General features: G+C 65.0%; 10 protein-coding genes and 5 pseudogenes. 9 read left to right on the plus strand and 6 right to left on the minus strand.

The genetic code is table 11. From position 1 onward, the window contains the following. Positions 1–324, minus strand: a pseudogene (locus BLR03_RS20975) (hypothetical protein); the annotation flags it as partial. Positions 325–471: 147 nt separating this feature from the next. On the opposite strand from BLR03_RS20975, the gene BLR03_RS20980 reads away from it, so the two are divergent. From BLR03_RS20980 to BLR03_RS21000, 6 genes are all read left to right on the plus strand, one after another. Then, complete coding sequence (locus BLR03_RS20980; RefSeq protein WP_091256240.1) at positions 472–1,395, plus strand: DMT family protein; 924 nt, start codon at positions 472–474, stop codon at positions 1,393–1,395. A 777-nt stretch (positions 1,396–2,172) separates the two neighbouring features. Continuing rightward, entirely contained in the window at positions 2,173–4,137 is a 1,965-nt protein-coding gene (locus BLR03_RS20985; protein ID WP_254788627.1) for a bifunctional lysylphosphatidylglycerol flippase/synthetase MprF, read from the plus strand. Between the two features lie 11 nt (positions 4,138–4,148). Beyond that, positions 4,149–4,532, plus strand: a complete 384-nt coding sequence (locus BLR03_RS25005) for a phosphatidylglycerol lysyltransferase domain-containing protein (RefSeq protein ID WP_254788628.1) — start codon at positions 4,149–4,151, stop codon at positions 4,530–4,532. Positions 4,533–5,077: 545 nt separating this feature from the next. Further along, on the plus strand, positions 5,078–6,373 hold the full coding sequence (locus BLR03_RS20990) for an alpha/beta hydrolase (protein WP_091256241.1): 1,296 nt from the start codon (positions 5,078–5,080) through the stop codon (positions 6,371–6,373). Positions 6,374–7,464: 1,091 nt separating this feature from the next. Beyond that, positions 7,465–7,950 (plus strand): MarR family winged helix-turn-helix transcriptional regulator, encoded by a 486-nt coding sequence (locus BLR03_RS20995; RefSeq protein ID WP_254788629.1) that lies wholly within the window; start codon positions 7,465–7,467, stop codon positions 7,948–7,950. A gap of 503 nt (positions 7,951–8,453) precedes the next feature. Then, on the plus strand, positions 8,454–9,518 hold the full coding sequence (locus BLR03_RS21000) for a sodium:calcium antiporter (RefSeq protein WP_091256243.1): 1,065 nt from the start codon (positions 8,454–8,456) through the stop codon (positions 9,516–9,518). A gap of 383 nt (positions 9,519–9,901) precedes the next feature. Here the strand turns inward: BLR03_RS21000 and BLR03_RS21005 are convergent, their stop codons facing one another. Then, positions 9,902–11,125, minus strand: a complete 1,224-nt coding sequence (locus tag BLR03_RS21005) for a glycoside hydrolase family 32 protein (protein ID WP_091256244.1) — start codon at positions 11,123–11,125, stop codon at positions 9,902–9,904. Between BLR03_RS21005 and BLR03_RS21010 the strand changes: the two genes are divergently transcribed. Together BLR03_RS21010 and BLR03_RS25010 are read left to right on the plus strand one after the other, a co-directional pair. Beyond that, positions 11,085–11,477, plus strand: coding sequence for a hypothetical protein (locus BLR03_RS21010; RefSeq protein ID WP_139184626.1), 393 nt, complete (start codon positions 11,085–11,087; stop codon positions 11,475–11,477). The genes BLR03_RS21005 and BLR03_RS21010 overlap by 41 nt on opposite strands. Positions 11,478–11,522: 45 nt before the next feature. After that, positions 11,523–11,759, plus strand: coding sequence for a hypothetical protein (locus tag BLR03_RS25010; RefSeq protein WP_254788635.1), 237 nt, complete (start codon positions 11,523–11,525; stop codon positions 11,757–11,759). 83 nt (positions 11,760–11,842) lie between these two features. Here the strand turns inward: BLR03_RS25010 and BLR03_RS25015 are convergent. From BLR03_RS25015 to BLR03_RS21025, 3 genes and pseudogenes are all read right to left on the minus strand, one after another. Next, a pseudogene (locus BLR03_RS25015) lies at positions 11,843–12,109 on the minus strand (alpha-hydroxy-acid oxidizing protein); the annotation flags it as partial. A gap of 1,659 nt (positions 12,110–13,768) precedes the next feature. Next, positions 13,769–14,389: an AfsR/SARP family transcriptional regulator gene (locus BLR03_RS21020; protein WP_254788630.1), complete on the minus strand. Its 621-nt coding sequence runs from the start codon at positions 14,387–14,389 to the stop codon at positions 13,769–13,771. A 799-nt stretch (positions 14,390–15,188) separates the two neighbouring features. Beyond that, positions 15,189–16,260, minus strand: a pseudogene (locus tag BLR03_RS21025) (IS110 family transposase). A 322-nt stretch (positions 16,261–16,582) separates the two neighbouring features. Between BLR03_RS21025 and BLR03_RS21030 the strand changes: the two are divergent. Next, positions 16,583–17,370: pseudogene (locus tag BLR03_RS21030) on the plus strand (transposase); the annotation flags it as partial. Between the two features lie 194 nt (positions 17,371–17,564). Here the strand turns inward: BLR03_RS21030 and BLR03_RS25380 are convergent. Next, positions 17,565–18,320: pseudogene (locus tag BLR03_RS25380) on the minus strand (O-antigen ligase family protein); the annotation flags it as partial. Between the last annotated feature and the right edge of the window lie 89 nt (positions 18,321–18,409).

Below are 18,409 nucleotides of genomic sequence, written 5' to 3' on the forward strand. Positions count from 1 at the left end.
GAAGACACTGACCATGACCACGGCCAGCCAATAGATCCATGGAACGTAGCGGCGGGAAGCGAACTGCAGCACGAGCGAAGCGGCCAGGCCGCACCCACCCATGCCCAACGCCACGGCAGGGTCGAGGTGATGGACCAGGAAGTCCGACGTGGTTTCGCCCATCCCGGTTGTGAGCACCTTGGCGACCCAGAACCAGGCCGTGATTTCAGGAACCTTGACCCCGACCCGGCGTGCGCGAACGCCTCCGGGGGCCGGCACCCCTGCCTCCTGCACCCCGGACGCGGCGCCGATGCGTGAAATGTCCTGCTGTCGGGAATCTGTCATCCCGTGATTGTGCCCCACCGTCCCTACCTTTTCCTGAACATGACACTGCACCATCCGCCCCAACCACGAACGAACGGGGTTCCGAGGGCCAGCGCTGCCACGGCCGCACTGCGGTCAGTCTCTCGCAGCCGGGTTCGGTAAGGTCAGATGATGATCGATTCTGCGGCCGTGCCAGCTCTGGCGTCCATTCACTGGCTCGGCATCCCGATCGCCGCCGCCGGGGCGGTCTTGCTCGCGCTCGGAACACTGTTCCAGCACAAAAGCATCGATGACCAAGGTCCCGCCCCGGGGCGAGCAGCCGGAAGCATGGGCGGAGGACGCCTGCAGGCCCTCCTTCGGAAACCGGTATGGCTGGGCGGGACCGCCATGCTCGCCGCCGCAATACTCCTGCAGCTGACAAGTCTGAGGTTCTCGCCCCTGATCGTCGTGCAGCCGATCGGCGCGGTCGCCCTGGTCGTAACCACCTTAGCCACCGCACGGACGACCCGCAGGTCCCCCGGGCGCCGCGCCCTGACAGCCGTGGCGTTGTGCGTCGCCGGAGTGGGTGCCTTCGTTGCTGTGGCAGCCGTGTCCGCCCAGGACGTCGAGATCAGCGACCGGCACCTCATCACGATCTTGGCCCTCCTCGGCATCGTCCTCGCCGCACTCGGTACGGGTTTCGGTCGTTGGCGCCACCGATGGAGTGCCGTCATCTTTACCAGCGGCGCCGGGATTCTCTTCGGGTTTGTCGCAGCCCTAGCCAAGACCGTCATCGCCCGGCTGTTCCAGGGCGACTTCGAATGGCTGTCCTTGACCTGCCTGGCGGGGCTCGTCATTGCCGCCCTCTCCGGAACGTTCCTGGTCCAGAACGCGCACACCCGCGGCACACCCGAACTCGTCGTCGCAGGGCTAACAGTCATCGATCCCCTCGTGGCCGTCACCATCGGCATCGCCATCCTCGGGGAAGCCGACACCGCCCCTCCAATGGCCTTCGTCGCCTTCGTCCTCGCCGGCGCAACAGCCGTCACCGGCGTCATCCTGCTCGCCACAGTGAAAACCTCCCCGGCCACCACACCGGCCACCACACGGTGACGGCATCGCGTGCAGCAGAACGAGGCCGGGGCTTCACGCAAGGAACGCCCGAGAAGGCCCGGCAGGGAATCCTGGGGTTTCCCCGGTCCGGCCGGGCGCGCAGGCCCCGCAGTGGACGCTTATGGTCCTCCCAACCAGGTGTCGGAGACTGGCGGGGACATATTTGGCGAAACCAGTGCGCGAACAATCCTCCCGCACGGTGGCATCAGACTCCGGCTGCTTGTCGGCGTTCGAGAGGCGCGTCCGCGGCTGAACCCAGTATTCTGGAGTGCGCTACGTCCCCGGATGCGTCTTAAGTAGCCGCAGCCGTACTTGTCTCCGGTGATGGAGCGGCTTTTCTTCCGTGCGTTCCGGCCCTCCACTTTGAATAGGATGCACGCTCCCGACGGCGGCGCTCATGAACAGCGGTGAGCCGGTGGACTGTGCATCCGGACGGCAGGTCCGGGGTCTCCCCCTTGATGCCGGCCGCCCTGAAAGGAATCCTCGTGACCGTGCTGCCGCCAGATCAAGCAAGCGCGTCATTTTTCGCTTCCGGGCCCTTGAAGAAGTTGCGCGCCGCGCCGGTGACGGTGGGCTTTGTCCTGGCGTTCTGGGCTGCGGGAGCATTGTCCTCCTGCCTGATCTCCGGCCCGAGCCCTTCCCTGCGGACCCACGTGGCGGCGACAGCGCACTCCCTGCCGGGAAACTGGTGGGCCGTGCTGACGTGTGCGCTCTGGGCACAAAGCCTCGGCGGGTACATCCTGGGCACGGCGTTGGTCCTCGCCGTCGGAACCTCGGATGGGAAGCCTGAAGTTCGCCGCCGCGGGTCTGGCTTCACACGTTCTGGGCATCGGCGCAGCCCTGGGCTTCCTGGCCGTGACACAGCAAACGCTGAGGAGCTTGACCCTGGAAATGAGCGGGCATCTGTTCCTGGGGCCCAGCGCACTGATCGTGGGAGCCCTGATGGCCGGGACTGCCATGATGCCAACCCTGTGGCGGCGCCGGGTCCGCCTGGTCGTCTTCGCCTTGCTGATACTCCTGGCCCTCTACAGCGGGGGGTTCGCCCACCTTGTCAGGCTCGGCGCCGCGGCGACCGGAGCTCTTCTGGGTCCGATCCTGCTGGGCAGGCTTCCCACGTTCGGGCGCCCGGTGAGCTCCCGGCATGAAGGCCGGGTCTTGATCGCGCTCCTGCTGGCGGTTTCGGCCGTCGGCCCGGTCGTGGCTGGTCTTGTCCCGCATGCCGCCGGCCCCCTGGCGGTCCTGCGATTCCTGTTTACCAACATCCAACCAGTGGACCCGCAGAACCTCCAGAACCTGTGCTCCGACCCGGGCCAGGCCAAGGACTGTGCCGCCGCCCACCTGCAGCTGCGCGCCGGGGCCGGTGGCATCTTCATGGGAATCCTTCCATCGTTTCTGCTGTTGCTGCTTGCCGACGGCCTCAGCCGCGGCCGCCGCTTCGCTTGGACCGGCGCCGCGCTAATCCAGCTCGCGCTCTCGCTGCTGGCTGGCATCACCATTGCCGGGGTTCTCCTGCGCGCAGCACCGGACACCTCGGCCGTGGAGGGGATCGGCGCCATCGCAGCATCGGGGTACGCACACCCGTTCAGCCTGATGGTGCCGTTGCTGTTGCCAATCGCGCTGAGCCTTCTGTTGCTGCTAACGCGCAGGCTCTTCCTGGTGGCGGCTCCGCCGGGGACATACACCCGGCTCTTGTCACGGGTTCTTGCCCTGGGAGTGTCCCTTGGTGCGGTCTACGTGCTCGCGGGACTGGCTCTTGCCGGCGGCTTCGCACCCGTTCCCGGGCCGGCCGAACTGTTGGCGGATATTCCGGACAGATTCCTGCCGCTCGGATACATGCTGGACGTGTCGCCGGCGTTTTTTCCCCAAAGCACCGCAGCGGTTCTGCTGTACGAGGGCATCGGCGTCATCTTCTGGGCCGCGACCGCCGTTCTGGTGCTGAACACCTTCTTGCGTCCGGTCCCGATCCAGCCCAACGCCGGCGCTGCGCGCGCCCGGGACATACTGAAAACGCGGGAAGGCAGCTCGTTGTCCTGGATGACGACCTGGCCGGGCAACAGTTACTGGTTCTCCGCCACGGGCGAGAGCTTCGTCGCCTACCGCGTCATCGGCGGGATCGCCCTCACCATGGGCGTGCCGGTCGGTCCCGGGCCGGACCGCGAGGACGCCTTCGCGGACTTCACCAGCTTCTGCACCAGGGAAGGGTGGACTCCGTGCTTCTACTCGGTCCCCCAGGACCTGCGGGACCACGCCGCGTCACGGGGCTGGCGGTCCGTTCAGGTGGCACAGGAGACGGTCCTGCCGCTGGACTCGATGTCCTTCAAGGGAAAGAAATTCCAGGACATCCGCACGGCCATGAACAACGCCGCGAAGGCCGGCATTCGCGCGGAGTGGATGACATACGCCACCGCACCGTTCCCGGTCCTCGCCCAGATCCAGGAGCTCTCCGAAGAATGGGTGGCGGACAGGAAAATGCCCGAAATGGGGTTCACCCTCGGCAGCCTGGACGAACTCAACGACCCTGATGTCCGCCTGCTGCTCGCCATCGACGGGCATCACAGGGTCCACGCCGTCCTCTCCTGGCTGCCCGTCTACCGCAACGGGATCATCGAGGGCTGGACCCTGGATTACATGCGTCGACGCAGCACCGGGTTCCGTGCCGGCATCGAATTCCTCATCGCCTCCGCGGCACTCAGCTTCAAGGACGAAGGATGTGGCTTCATGAGCCTGTCCGGGGCGCCCTAGCCCGGGCGAATGTGACCTCACCTGACCTGGCCGCCCCGTCGGATCCGCAGACAGTCGGCGGCCTGGACCGGCTGCTGGACCGGCTGGGCGCAACGCTGGAACCCGTGTACGGGTTCAGGTCCCTGCTGGCCTTTAAGGCAAAATTCCAGCCTCGTTACGAACCCCTTTACATGCTCTATCCCGATGCGGCATCACTGCCCGCCATCGGAAACGCCGTCACCCGGGCCTACCTCCCCACCATCAATTTCGGCGAAAGCCTTGCACTGGCCCTGCGAATGGTTCACCGGCCCACCCGAGAGCGGCCCGCAGCGCTCCGCCATCCGGCGCCGGTCCCGGCCGCCAACCACATCGACGAGCCCAAGGACGAACGGCCCGGTGCCGTCACCTCCGGGTAACGTCTCGCGGACCGCCGGGACGATACCGCGGGCCGATGCGCACGGCGCGGCGTCGCCGGCGGGTGCGGTCCGGCGGCTGCGAAGTGACTGTTCAGGGCCGGGCAAGGCCGAACCTTTGGTCCAGCAACGGGAGCCCGGATCTGAGGCCGAAGTTAACGGCGTCCCCCAGATACCCGATCCCGGGCCCGACGAACCGTGACTATGACAGGTTTAGATGGCGTAGAGCAGTGATGTGTCGATGATATTGAGGTTGAAAAGCTGTTCCACCCCGGCTCCTCCTGTTTGGCATGGCCTGTGCTGGCAGTCCCGGTCGGGACAGATCCACGGCGACCCCCGGCAGCGGCTACCCCCGGGACTTTATAGCACCCCGGTCATCATGGACGCTGGGAATCCGTCTTCCCAGCCGGCAGCAATCTTGAGCCGCTATGATCAGCGGCGTGACCGGTCGGGCAGTCCGGGATGGGTTCAGGGGCCAAAGGGCCCCGGGACGCCGGACGATGCCGTTCCAGCGGAACGGTGGCCGCAGAATGTGGTCGATAGGGGACATGAAAAAATTCATTCTGGCTCTCAACATCGTTGACGGGCCCTTGATCGTCGCGGCATACGTGCTCAGCGCGGCTTTGTGCGCGGCCCTTCTGATGCGACGCGGGCCTAAGCCGGTCGCCATGACGGCACTCTGGGGCGCTGCCGGCGCCGTGGTCGGGGCCGTCACGTTAGTAGTGGCGGAGAAGATCCTGCAAGCATTCGGCAGTCCCCTCGACTGGTCCGTTCGTATCTGGGTCATAGTGTTCTTCACCGGCCTCGGCGTCTGCGGGGCGAACTTCCGGGGATCCGGCACCTGGCGGAAGGTGCTCGCATCCGTGGCGGCTCTCTGCTTTGCTGCCACGGCGACCCTGGGAATCAACGCCTACTACGGACTGAACGTGACGCTGGCCTCCTTCCTGGGGGTCTCCCTGGCCCCAAGGATTGACTTGGGACCGGTCCCGCCCCACGCCGCGGCCCCGCAGAAGCCCCTGTGGGAAACGTGGAAGGCGCCGGCCGGAATGCCCTCCGAGGGTTCAACCGCCCAGGTCGTCATCCCGCCCCAAATATCCGGGTTTCCCTCACGCCCGGCGGGCCTGTACCTGCCCCCGGCGGCACGGGTCCCCAATCCCCCGGCCCTGCCGCTGGTGGTCCTGATGATGGGACAACCCGGCGACCCGGACCCGCAGTACGCAGCCGCAGTCCTGGACGACTACGCAGCACACCACGACGGACTGGCACCGATCGTCATCGTCGCCGACCAACTCGGTGACCCCATGGTCGACAACCTGTGCCTCGACTCGCCCCTTCACGGACGCCCGGAGACCTTCATCAACCGTGACGTGGTCGACTGGGCACGAAGCCACCTGAACATCATTGACAACCCGAAATACTGGACCATCGCGGGCTATTCAAACGGTGGCCAGTGCGCCATTTCCTTCGCCGCCAAGTACCCCTCGGTCTGGGGCAACGTCTTGGACATATCCGGGGAAGAATACCCGGGGGCCGAGGACCCCGGGGACAACCTCCAGGACGTCTTCGGAGGCAACCAGGCAGCCTACGACGCCCAAAAACCGATCAACATCATGAAACAACAGAAGTACCCCGATACCCGCGCCATCTTCACGGCCTCAACCGACGACCCCGTCTACCTGGACGCGGCCCGTCACGTCTCGGCCGCGGCAGCGGCCGCCGGAATGACCGTCACCTACTACGAGGTCCCCAACGGGGGACACGTCATCGGGGCGCTGAACGGGGGCCTGAACAAAGGATTCGAAGTCCTCTACCCCCGGCTCGGCCTCTCCCGGCCCACCCCGTAAAAGAGCACCGGCCAGCACTTCAACGCGCCGGGGCCGCCGTGGGCATGGTCACCATCCTTCTACGAGCACTCGCTCGCTAGGTCAAGGTCTCAACAAAACCGGGGGGCAGCCCCAGCCGAAGATGCGTGGCTGTGAGAACGCGCCCAGCCGCAGTGAGGTGAGGTCGTTGCCTCTCCGAGTCAGGCCAGCTCCGGGGAATCCAACTTGCTGCAGGAACGATCGGGGCCCGGACCTTGGGGTGGGGTTCCGCCGAACCGCACCAGAGTAGTCCGAATATCCCGGTTCACCGCCTTAAGTCGGCCCACCGGCCACTATTGGGGACGGTCAACTCCGTGCCCGGGCACGTACGGGTATGATGGGCCGCCGAAGGCCCCTGCTAAATATCGGGAACCCAGCCCGGCTGCTCGGTGTCGGACCTGGCCGATCAGTGGATCAGGCCCGCGACGAGATTGATCGCTGCCCCTGCACCAGCCGCACAGCTTCAGTCCGGCTCAGACTGAGCTGACTCTCATGCATGATCACTCACCAAGCCTACGCACAGGCCGTGCTCGCCAACCGGCAGGCTTACCCGGCACCCCGCCGGGCTGCCGGCCGGAACGGGATCCCTCAGCGTGGGGATGTGAGAAGCGCTTTCGACCAAAGATCCCGGTGACGCTCTGCGTATTGATCCCTGCGAAGCTTGGGGCGCACAGTGCAGGTACTATGCTTCGATTTCTGACAGCCGCCCCCGTCCTTCGGGCGCCCTGGCAGGATAAAATCCATCATGGACGGGGGTTGCGGCTCTGGTTCGGGCTCGTCCGGAAACTCATCGCCGCGCCCCGTACCCGTCGCCGGATACCATCTGCCCGTGGCCCCCTGCCAGGACCCAGGCCTCAAGGCCAAACACTAAGCCGCCAGCACCGGATCCGGTCATCATCGCCCAGGGCCTACGAGGCGGCGCCGCGTTCTGGACGCTGGCGTGCAGGGAGGCCTGATGACGACCGACGGGGCCGGGTGCCCCGCCGCCGTGTCGTGGTCGGCCGCAATCATCAGAGATGTATGCCGAAGGCAACCCTTTTCCGCCGCGCGAGTACCGGGGTGATACTGGGTGCGTGGAAAGAATCGCAAACAGCGCCGCCGATGCCCAGGTCGATGCGGTCCTTCGGGCCGCCAACGTGCTGTTGCGCGTTGTGGCGCAGTCGGTCATCGAAGTCGAGGATGTTGTTACCAGCCCCCAGTTGCGGGTGCTTGTCCTGATTGCCAGCCACGGGCCGCAGAATCCCGGTGCGGTCGCCGCGCACCTGGGGGTCCATCCTTCCAACGCCACGCGCATCTGCGACCGGCTGGTCAATGCCGGGCTGGTCGCCCGGCAGGATGATCCCGGGGACCGGCGGTCCGTCGCGCTGTCCCTGACCCCGGCGGGCGCCTCTCTAGTCAACACCGTCCTGGAACACCGGCGCAGCGCCGTCGCCGCGGTCATGGCCCGGATACCGGAAGAGCTGCGCGGGGTTGCCGCGCTGGGCATGAACGCGTTTGCCGCGGCGGACGGTGGCGAAGGCCTCGAAGACGGCCGGTTCACCATCGAGCTCCACAACTGACCGTCGCTGCCGGTTTCGGGATCGCTATCAATTCCTGGGGGAAGACTATTCGCCCCCCGCCGCGAAGACCAGCGCCGGGGCTGCGTTAATGGCCGAGGACCTTCGATACCGGCCATGTAATGCGGGCAAACCACCATGCACGCGACGCGGACCCAACCCACGTAACCCCCGACTGGTGGCCAGCTGGGCGTGCGCGGGCCGTCAGGACTGAGACTGCATCTCCGACACGGAGCCGCGCGGCCGACCTAGGATCGGGCCATGGTGATCGCCGGCGCAATGAAGGCTCGTGAGGGCGCTCCCCTTCGACGGGACCTTGAGGGCAGTGCGGTTTGCCTGCACCTCCCATGGGCGCTGACCGTCGGTAAGGGGCGGCGCCCGGTGGCAGCTCGTCAATGACCGCACCAGCCAGAAATCATAAGCACGCTGTTATTTGCGCTGAAGCAAGTTATTCTGAACGAACAATACAATCAGCCCCCATTTGATCCCGGAAGAAGTGAACGCAGGTGGAATCGTTGCCGCTGACCGTGGTGCTACTGATCTTTACTGGGGCCGCGGCCGCCATCTGGGTGGCCGGCATTCACCTGTCGCGCCAGACCGACGTCCTGGACGTGAGGATGCACCTCGGATCCGCCTTGGGCGGTCTCATACTGCTGGCCGTGGCGACAAATCTGCCGGAGATCGCTATCACCGTGAGCGCCGCCTCGTCCGGGAACATCGGCGTCGCCGTGGGAAACATCCTCGGCGGAATCGCGATCCAGACGGTCGTGCTTGTCATCCTCGACCTCTTCGGCACCAAAGGGGCAGCGCCCCTGAGCTACCAGGCGGCCTCCTTGTCCCTCGTCATCGAGGCCATCACGGTCGTCGGAGTCCTCGGCGTCGTGATAGCCGGCAGCCAGATGCCGGGCTCCCTCGTTGCGTTCCGACTCACCCCTGCAGCCGTATTGATCACGCTGATCTGGGGGCTCGGCCTGGTTCTGGTCAAACGCTCGCAGAAGTCCCTACCGTGGCAGGAACAGGGACATGCCCCGGACAGCCAAGCCAAACCCCGCGGACATGCCAAAGCCCACGCAGCAAAGAACGGGACGACCCCGAGCACGGCCCGCTCAATCACCATCTTCGTGATCGCTGCCGCCGTCACGCTCGCCGCCGGAGTGCTACTGGAGCGCAGCGGAGATGCCATCGCCGGGCACATCGGTCTTTCCGGCGTCCTTTTCGGCGCCACGTTTCTGGCCTTGGCGACGTCGCTGCCGGAAATCTCCACCGGGCTGGCATCGGTGAAACAGGGCGACTACAAACTCGCATTCAGCGACATCTTCGGCGGGAACGCCTTTCTGCCCGTCCTCTTCCTTGTCGCCGTCCTGATCTCCGGGAAACCCGTACTGCCTCAGGCCCACGCAACCGACATCTACCTCACCGCCCTGGCCATCCTGCTTACCCTGACCTATATGCTCGGACTGATCTTCCGACCCCGGCGGAAGATCCTGGGTATGGGAACGGATTCCCTCATCGTTCTCATCTTGTACCTGCTCGGCATCGGCGGTCTCTTCGCCGTCGCCTCCACAGCATAGACCCGGCCTTCAGGACGTAGCTCGGCGCTCGGACCCCGCAGGCCATGCGCGGGCCCGTTCCGGGCGTCAGCACCGGACGGCGCCGGGCGGGGCAGTGCCGTCGAGAGGGGCTTAGCCTGCCATTATTCGTGGCCGTCTTCTGCCCAAAACTCCGGGCTCAGAACTGAGTCAGCCTCGATCGCCGGGAAAATTCAGGGGCGGGTCTCACGGGGAATCGACCGAGTCGGAAACACGGCGATCGTTGTCAGTTTTCGAAGTCGGCTGCGCCAAAGATCCGGAGCCTTCTGCACTACTGCAATGCCCTACGTTCTTTTTTCGGGTGGGTCGACATCAACGAAGGCACACACTGGGCATCGGGAAGCCCTACTCGTGGGTCATTAGCGCTACCGACTCAGAACCAGTGGCCCTGCGATTCGCACTGGTGGCTCCGCGAGTCGCGTCACTTTCAGGCAGGGGGCGGTGGCGGTCCCTCCTCTGGCGTAAAGCGACAGACGGGCGCTGTCCGGCTCTGGAAATATAAGCCCTGTCATGGTGACCCGGCCGTTTTGGGCGAAGACTTCCACTGAGCAGCGGTCGATAAAGAGGGTGAGAGTGTAGGACCCGTCGGAGGCCGGTTCTAGTGGTGCTGTATCGGTGGAAGCAAAGGCGTCGTGGAATTCCATATTGCCGGATCTTGTCCGGTCCATAATGAGCCGGTTGTTGGAGGGGCGGATGCCGATACGCGTGCCGTCGGTGCCCTTGCCTCGAATGATGAGCCCGAATTCCTCGGCGGATCCCGGGCTGAAGGTCACCTCGATGATCTCTACGGGTGCTCCCCCGTCCAGGTGGTGTATTCCTTCGTCTATTGGAAAATCAGACCAAGTGTTCACGGATAGTGAGTTGCCCTTTCGATACTCGTCGGCGACGCGTTGGGACAGCCGGGGCTGACCCCGGTCCGTGACCAGGGACATTTCGCGTACGAGTGACATGGAACTGCGCCAAGGCCAGGTCGGGATGGCGGCCCCATATTGCCAGTTGTTCATCCAGCCGACCATGAGACGGCGCCCGTCGGGTGCGTTGTTGAAAGACACGGCCGCGTAGTAGTCACGTCCCCAATCGAGCCAGTGGCAGGCGTCGAGTTCGGCCGTTTGGCTGCTGCCGTCGGTGACGGTTGTTTCGGATGTGAAGGCCACGCCGTCGAAGTGGCCGACAAAGTATTGACCGTCTGACCCGCCATTGGGTCCTCCCGGGTTGAGGTTCACAGTGAGAAGCCACTTGGTCTGCTCTTCGTCGCCGTCCAGTGGCAAAGGGAAAAGGTCAGGGCACTCCCAGACGCCGCCGGTGGCGTTGGCGGGTCCGAAGCTGCTGAGGTAGTGCCATTCCCGAAGGTTGTCGGAGCTATAGATGACCACCTTGTGCTCCTTGGCTTCGACGGCCACCATGACCCAATAGCTGCCCGGGGGCCCGTTGTAGCGAAACACCTTCGGATCGCGGAACTCTGCGGAGTTCCTGTCGAGGACGGGATTGCCCTGGTGCTTCGTCCAGGTGTAGCCGCCGTCGGAGCTCCAGGCCAGGGACTGGGCCTGTGTGCCCCGGCGGGCTGAGCTGGAAGCGGACCATCTCGACATCGGTTCCGATCTCGACCTCGACGAGCATCAGCTGAAGGAGCTCGTCGCTCGTCTCGAAGAGGACATGGGCCCCGTGACCTTTCCGCGCGAGGCATGGGCGTACCAGCGCAGTGAGGCCGGCGAGAAGACGATTGAAGTCCTCAAGAAAAAGCACGACGACGGCAGGTCCGACCCGATGGGCGTCGTGGCATTGACCCGAGGATCTGACCGGGTGCTTGCTGCTTTGCGCGCGGGCCTCTTCACGATCTCCCTCGACAGTGCGTACGGGCATCTGCCGATCCGCGCATACCCCGAGGCTCCTCTCGACGGGATCATCGTGCTGGTGAGTAGCCCTCCCCCTCAACCTGAATGAAAGAGCGTTGATCCAGCATCGGGTCACGATCCGCGAGAGGCAGCCATGATTGACGAGGCGATGTTCGGGGTTTGCACGTTGCGAGTCGAGGTGCAGCCGGAACACCTGCTCATCACGATCACTACGAGCCGCGCCCTCGATGCGAGCGCTCAGCGCATGCTCGTGTCGCGGCCGATTGCCGTCGCGTCGACGAGAGCGGCCCTCGAGCTCACGGAGGACTTCCTGCACTCGTTGGGCGTCTGGCAAGAGGGCGCGAACCGCTCGCATCGCGACGGACGCTGAGCGCCGCAGTCACCGCACCCGGCGTGCAGCACGTCGCGATCCACCTCGTGGAGCGACATGCATCCCTCGAGCCCCGGCGTGACGTCCAGTTCCACCAGATGGTTGCGCAGTACATTGCGCACGCCGGTTTCCCCCGCGACGGCGAGGCCGTAGGAGTCCGGCCGGCCGATCGCCACCGCGGTCGCGCCGGGGGCAAGCGCGATTATGCGTCGGCGCGGCCGTGCACACCCGAGTCGAAGACGACTGGCACGCGCCCCCCACCCGGCCGACGATGTTGCCGGCAGCCTTGCCCTCGGCGATCGTCGCGAGCCCCGCGGCCGCCTGTTCAAGGTCGAGCACGGCGGCCACATCGACGCGGACTGTCCCGGCTGCGGCGTGACCGAGCAGGTCTGCACGGTCTCCTTGACCGGGGAGGCGAACACGCCCGAACCGGTCAGGCCCTTCGCGGCGCTCGAGCACCTTTCGATCACAGGTACCCGAAAGGCGCCTGCGCGCGGAAGTGCGTTGAATAGTTGCTGTGCACAACGAGTCTCTGCCCCCTCATGTGGGACCAGAAACCTTGGTCAGTTGAGATTTCATTGCAACAGGTGCGGGGCTTGAACCCGCGAGCTCACGATCATGAGTTGGTTGACCCGGGCCAGGAGGTCCTTGATCGCAGTTGGTCGCAAGACCTCTCCGATGGAAGCGTCTTTGAGGTCCGCGGTGCGAAGGACCAGACCGAAGGCCAGCGCGGCGACATTCGTGTCCGCACAGTGGTGTCGGGCGGCGGCCGGAGACCGGCAATACAGAGGTCAGCGACCGTACATGCCATGCCGCCGCAAAGACCGTTGCCGGCGTCGCCAATCGACACGTTTCCGACTGGCGGCATGTTGCACGGCGTCCACCAAAATGCGGTCATTAGTGTTGACAGTGTCAACACCCGCTTTGGCAGGACAAACGAAGCGCCGGCAGCTCGCCGGACATCCCGAAAAGGCCTTCCAGGAAGTTCCGCACTACTGCCCGTTTCGTCATGTCGTCCCCGCTCCCCCGGCCCATGAATAGGTGCAGGCCACCCCGGGCCCACCCGACCAATCCGGAACGAGGAATCGACTAACCCCACCTCAGCAGGCGGAGGGCCCACAGCCAGGGCATCTGAACCCGCCACCCACACAACCGAACAGGCCACCGCGGCAGCCAGGACACAGGCCGCAACAACCGTCAGAGGGACCCGAACAGGGTCAATGTACACACGTTAAAGCAAAAACCCCCTCTGACGAGGGGGAATATTGTGCCCGAGGTGGGACTCGAACTGCATTCCAGGCCTTGCAAATACTGGGAACTTCCGAAAACATGCGGAGTCCGACACTTTCCGGCACCAGTACGACCCAATCTGAAGCCCGAAGTGTTGACACTGTCAACACCCCCGAATTCTCCCTTCCTCTTAGGCGTCGCGTAGTTTGACGAGGTCCCTTGCGCGGATCCATCCACATCGATCCGACAGAACGGGTCTGATCCTGCTGTGATTCGGTGGCACCGGTGCTTCCGCAAATTGGTTTAGCTGATGCTGAAAATCGCACTTTGGCCACAGTCCGCCGTAAGGGCTATGGAAAGCCGGCGTCATGGGATACCAAAATCCAAGCGATTACCAGAAAAACTTGAGATTGGTCTGAGAGACTGCGCCAGACCGAGCTGCCAGCGTTGGCGAGCCGGATCAAAGGAGCCACTCTATGGCCGGATCGAGAGGAGCTGATTGTGGAAGACAACGTAAAGTCGGGGGGCTCCGAGGGCGAGAATGGCAGCCCGAACGGTGGCCGGCTTATCCAGGCAACCTTGGTAATTCGAGTCTGGAGGGACACGGAAAGTCCCGAACCCTTCCGTGCCCGGATCATTGCGGGATCGCCAAACGGTGACGAACACACAATTAGTTATGCTCGCGACCGGGCGGAAGTGGTCGCAGCGGTGAACCGTTGGCTAGACAATCTGCCTGACGATTAGAAACTTGCCCGATTCCGCCTCGCCAAGCCCTGCGCCTACAGAACGTCGGCGACGAGCCGCCGAATGTCCTCCGACGGCGCTAGGCCCATGTCATCGTGAAGCTTCGCTCGATATGTTTCGAAGGCCCGAAGGGCGGCAGCATTGTTGCCCTGATGCCTTTGAGCCCGGATGAGAAGTCCGACCGCACTTTCATAGAGCGGTTCAAGTTCCAGTGCTGCCTCCGATGCCTCCAAGGCAACCTCAAAGTCGCAGCGCGCCAGCGACTCGCGAGCAATGATGTGGAACGCGTGGAGCCGGTCCTGCCGCAATCGGCTCTGTTCAAAGAGCACCCAATCGTCATACCAGCCCGGGAGCAGCTCGGCATCGCGAAGCAGGTTCAGGGACGAAGCGGCGTTCCCGTTGAGCCCGGTCTGGCTTAGCTCCCGAACGCAGGACCGGACCCGGTGCAAGTCGACGTCCACCAGATCGCTGAGGGAAAGCTCGGGGCCCCCGTTGACCAACAGGCCCGGAACCTGTCGTGAGACCAGGTGCATGCTCACCCGCAGGCTCTCCAGGGCCCGGCTCTCGCGACTCTCCGGCCACAGGAGCCCGACCAGGTAGCTTCGCGGGCGGGGACCGTGGATAGCCAAGGCGGTGATGAGCCGCTGTTGGCGCATCGCAACATGCATAGGGCACGAGTCCATGCAGAGTCTCCACGATTGGAAAAGGCTCAGCTGAAAATGGCAAAAGTCGCCGCTTCCCATTGGTACCCCCCAATCCAGCGTGACCGCGAGCTGGAACAGTTCTAGCCATGAGGATCCGCATTTCAGCCGGGCATGTCAATGGCCCGCCGAATCTGCCGGATTTATGAAGCGAAACGGAGTGACCTTGGCAGCCTGACAGCCCGTACACAACAGCAACCACCATTAGCCTTGTTCCTGGAATCCGGGCCAAATGGCCCTATTGACGACGTCTCTAGAGAGATCGCAGCCATCTTGAATTCTGCCAATGCCGCCGACTTTTGGATACCTGAATATAAGTACATGGGTTATTGCCCGCGCGCCAGCTTTTCCGGATTTACCGTTTCGTCGCCGGCGACGGTCGGCGTCGTATCCCGCAGGCCACAGCTGGCACGAACCTCCCCGCGAAGTAGGGAGCCTCACCACAGGGGGCACAAACCCACCAGGCTTCGTCACCTCTGCCGACCCTGACCTCGACGACCCCTGCCCACCGGCCGACTTCCGTTGACCCAGCAACCCGTGGCAGCGGATCAAACCGTGATTGTACCGTCGCCCCCGTTACCCTTTTTCGTAGCCCGTTCCTGTTGCGGTATGAGGGTGGGCTGACCTGCCTGCCCCGGCATGATTGCCGGCCCCAGTCGTCAATGGTCACAAGGGGGTGTTGTCACCGGGGTCCGGTGGGTGCCGGAGAGACCGCTGACCCTTCTATGCCTTGCGGTCAAGTCTCGGGCGCTGGTCAAACAACCGACGGCTGTTCGGGTTCGGCCAGGAGGCGGCTTAGGCAGCGGAAGAGTTGTCGGACGATGTAGCGCTTGAGGCAGCGGCGGATCTCCCGTCGGGTTTTGCCCTCTCTCAACCGGCGTTTGACGTATGCGCGGGTGGCAGGGTGATTCGACATGCGCACGCGTGCGATGATCTCGAGCGCACGGTTTAGCTGTCGGTCACCGCCGCGGTTGAGCCGGTGCCGGACCGTGTTGCCGCTGGAAGCAGGCAGCGGTGCGCCACCGGCGAGGGCGGGGAAGGCGGCTTCGGAACGGACTCTGCCCTTGTGGGAGTAGGCGGTGAGCACGATCGCTGCGCTGACGGGACCGACGCCGTGGATGTCCAGCAGCCCGGGCGCGATTTCGTTGACGTGGCTGGTCAGTGCCGCGTGATTGTCCTCCATCCGTCGGGTCAGATCGAGGACCGAGGCCGCGAGCCTGCGGGCTTCGTCGCGGATCGTCCGGGTGGGCGTGTCGTCGTCACGCCGGGCCCGCCAAGCGGCCACGGCGCGCACCTGGGCGTCGGTCAGAGGCTTCCTGGCATCGATGCCGAGATCGAAGCTGCGCAGCAGCGCGGTGAGCATGTTCCGGTCCCCGGTTCTGCGGCTGTCTACGGCGCGCCGAGCCACGAGCAAAACCCTCAATGCTGAGCGGATTCCGTCCGCTCTTGGGGCCGCCAGCGCTTCTGCCTCCGAGGCAAGGGCTGTGCGGGCCGCGGCCACGGCATCGATCTCATCCGACTTTCCTTTCCCGGTGCGGGAGGCACGTCTGGGCGGGCGGACGTCACAGACCGCGATGCCTTCCGCCCGGAGGGTGCGGGTGAGGTTTCCCCCCGTAGGAGCCCGTGCCCTCGATCGCGACCAGCACCTTCCCGGTCGAGCGTCGCTGTATCCAGGTCACCGCGCGGGCCAGTCCGGCCGCGTGCGTGGGGAACGTCGCCGAGCCCGCGGTGCGTCCCGTGCCGGCGTCGAGTATTGCGTAGGTGTGCGTCTGGGCGTGAGTGTCCACGCCGATGACATGTTGGTATTGCTCTGCCACGATGGTCAAGGCATGGCTCCTTCCGTGCCGAGGGATATTGCCGTACGGCGTCGGTCTGGACGAGGAGCTGTTGCGAGGCGCATCTCTAACGAGCCACGCGGGCCGGCGAACCTCCGGACGCGGGCAACCTTCTATCAAGCCATCGGAACAGGCCAGACCAACGCCGACCCCGCGACCCGGGCAAGTCAGCGGAAAGGCACCCCGGAGGGGCCAGATAGAGACCGAGCCACGCGAAGCGGGATCGGACGCCAGTCTGCCAGCCGGTCCCAGACCAGCCATCCACCATTAGAAATAGAGGCCGGACAGTTTGGGATCGTCGTGCGTAACGTGGATGCCGGACTCCGACACCGCGGACAGTCCAGCACTGGAATCAGCTGCTGTGACTGGGAGGTACAGGTGATCGAAAACCACAAAAACTTGATGTCTTCATCGGCCTGGATGTCGGCAAGGGCGAACACCACGCCATTGCCGTGGACCGGGCCGGTCCGGGAGGAAACTCTTCGACAAAGCCTTGCCCAACGACGAGGCCAGGCTGCGCGAAATCCTGGGCTCCCTGAACAGCGAAAACGGACGCCCGGGACGCGTTCAGCATCGCCGAAGCAGTCCGGACCGTGCCCCATTCCCCGCGCTCGATCCAGCGCCGACGAACAGCTCGCCGAACTGTCCATGCTCTGCGGCCTCGACGACGACCTGGCCAAACAGGCCGCCGCTACGTCGAACCGGATCCGCGGCCTGCTGACGCAGATCCACGCGGCCCTGGGGCGTGTGCTCGGCCCGCGCCTGGACCACCGGCGGTGCTCGATCTGCTGCGGACCTGGCCGACCCCCGAAGCCCGCCGCCATGCCAGCCGGCGCAGGATCGAAACCGGCTCAAGAAGCTTGCACCGCGGATGGGTGAGCGCCTCGCCGGCGAGATCATCGAAGCCAGCCAGCAAACAGTCACCATCTTGGGGACGAACGCTGCCGCGAAGGTGCTGCCTCAACTGGCGCGGGTGCTCGCCGATATCCGCGAGTCCCGGAATGCAGTGTTCACCCAGGTCCGAGTCCTCGTGGAGGCCCACCCTCTTCACCCGTCCTGACGTCACTCCCGGCGGTCGGCGCCAGAACCGCAGCACGGATCGGCCGGTGGCCTCTCATGGCCAGCGCGATCAGGGCGGCGGCGGTGAGCGTTAGCGCCGTGATCCGAAGCGTGAAGTCGGTCAGGCCGGCGATCAGGAGGGCGAGTGCCGCGAATTGGAGCCAGCGATCGCCGCCGATCGGTCGGCGCACCGATCGGAAGGCAAGGACCACTACGACTAGCGCGAACCCGATGCCAACAAGCCCGTACTCTACTCCCCACTGCAGGAACTCGTTGTGGGCGTGCGTAGTGATCCGAGCGCCGGGGAAGGCGGGGGTGAAGGGCGCTGGGGCCGGTCCCTCGCCCAGCAGCGGTTGGTCGGCGATACGCCGCAGAGCCGCTTGCCATAGGTCAGGCCGGTCCTGGTGCCGCTCGGTGGCGGTCCGCCAGATCACGACTGTCACAGCGACGGCGAGGCCTGCTACTGCGACCAAGCTTCGTTTCCAGCCCGCGTGGGTCGCGACGTATCCGATGAGAAGGATCGACGCGATCACGATGGCCGTGCGACTGCCGGTGGCCAGTAGCGCACAGCCCTGTAGAAGCAGCGTCGCCACGGGCAACCATCCACCGCGGCGTTCTACCTCGCGGGCGGCGAGGACGGAGGTCGCGACGAGCAGCATGCCGAGACCGTTGGGGGAGCCGAGCAACGCGCCGGCGCGAGGTGAAACCGACGGCTCGATCGCGACAGTCACCGTCAGCTCCACGAGCGCGATCATCGATTCGAGGCATCCCACGACGATCAGTCCGGTCACCAACGTGTCTCGTTCCCGGGCGCTCATCCGGCCCACCACGAGGACTGTGAGGGCTGCGATCACGACGAGGAGCGGCACTCGAACGGTCTCAAGCGTCCAACCCGTACGGAGCAGGCCGACGGTCACGAGCCAGCACGTCAGCGCTGCCGTTGCGGTCCACAGCGCCGCGTGCCGCCGCGGCCAGGCCCGACCCGCGATCATCGCAACGACCAGCAGCCCGGGCACGACGACCAGGTCCCGCACGCCAGTTCCTCCCCGCGATGCAACAGCCCACGCGAGCGCAGCCAGCA

The organism is Arthrobacter sp. ok909 (genome assembly GCF_900104405.1).
Lineage (GTDB): Bacteria > Actinomycetota > Actinomycetes > Actinomycetales > Micrococcaceae > Arthrobacter > Arthrobacter humicola.

Coding starts and splice junctions, on each gene's coding strand:
- BLR03_RS20985 (WP_254788627.1), top strand. CDS start 2,173: ATGGGAAGCCTGAAGTTCGCCGCCGCGGGTCTGGCTTCACACGTTCTG.
- BLR03_RS21005 (WP_091256244.1), bottom strand. CDS start 11,125: ATGTCGAGATGGTCCGCTTCCAGCTCAGCCCGCCGGGGCACACAGGCC.
- BLR03_RS20980 (WP_091256240.1), top strand. CDS start 472: ATGATGATCGATTCTGCGGCCGTGCCAGCTCTGGCGTCCATTCACTGG.
- BLR03_RS21020 (WP_254788630.1), bottom strand. CDS start 14,389: ATGCGCCAACAGCGGCTCATCACCGCCTTGGCTATCCACGGTCCCCGC.
- BLR03_RS20990 (WP_091256241.1), top strand. CDS start 5,078: ATGAAAAAATTCATTCTGGCTCTCAACATCGTTGACGGGCCCTTGATC.
- BLR03_RS25010 (WP_254788635.1), top strand. CDS start 11,523: ATGATTGACGAGGCGATGTTCGGGGTTTGCACGTTGCGAGTCGAGGTG.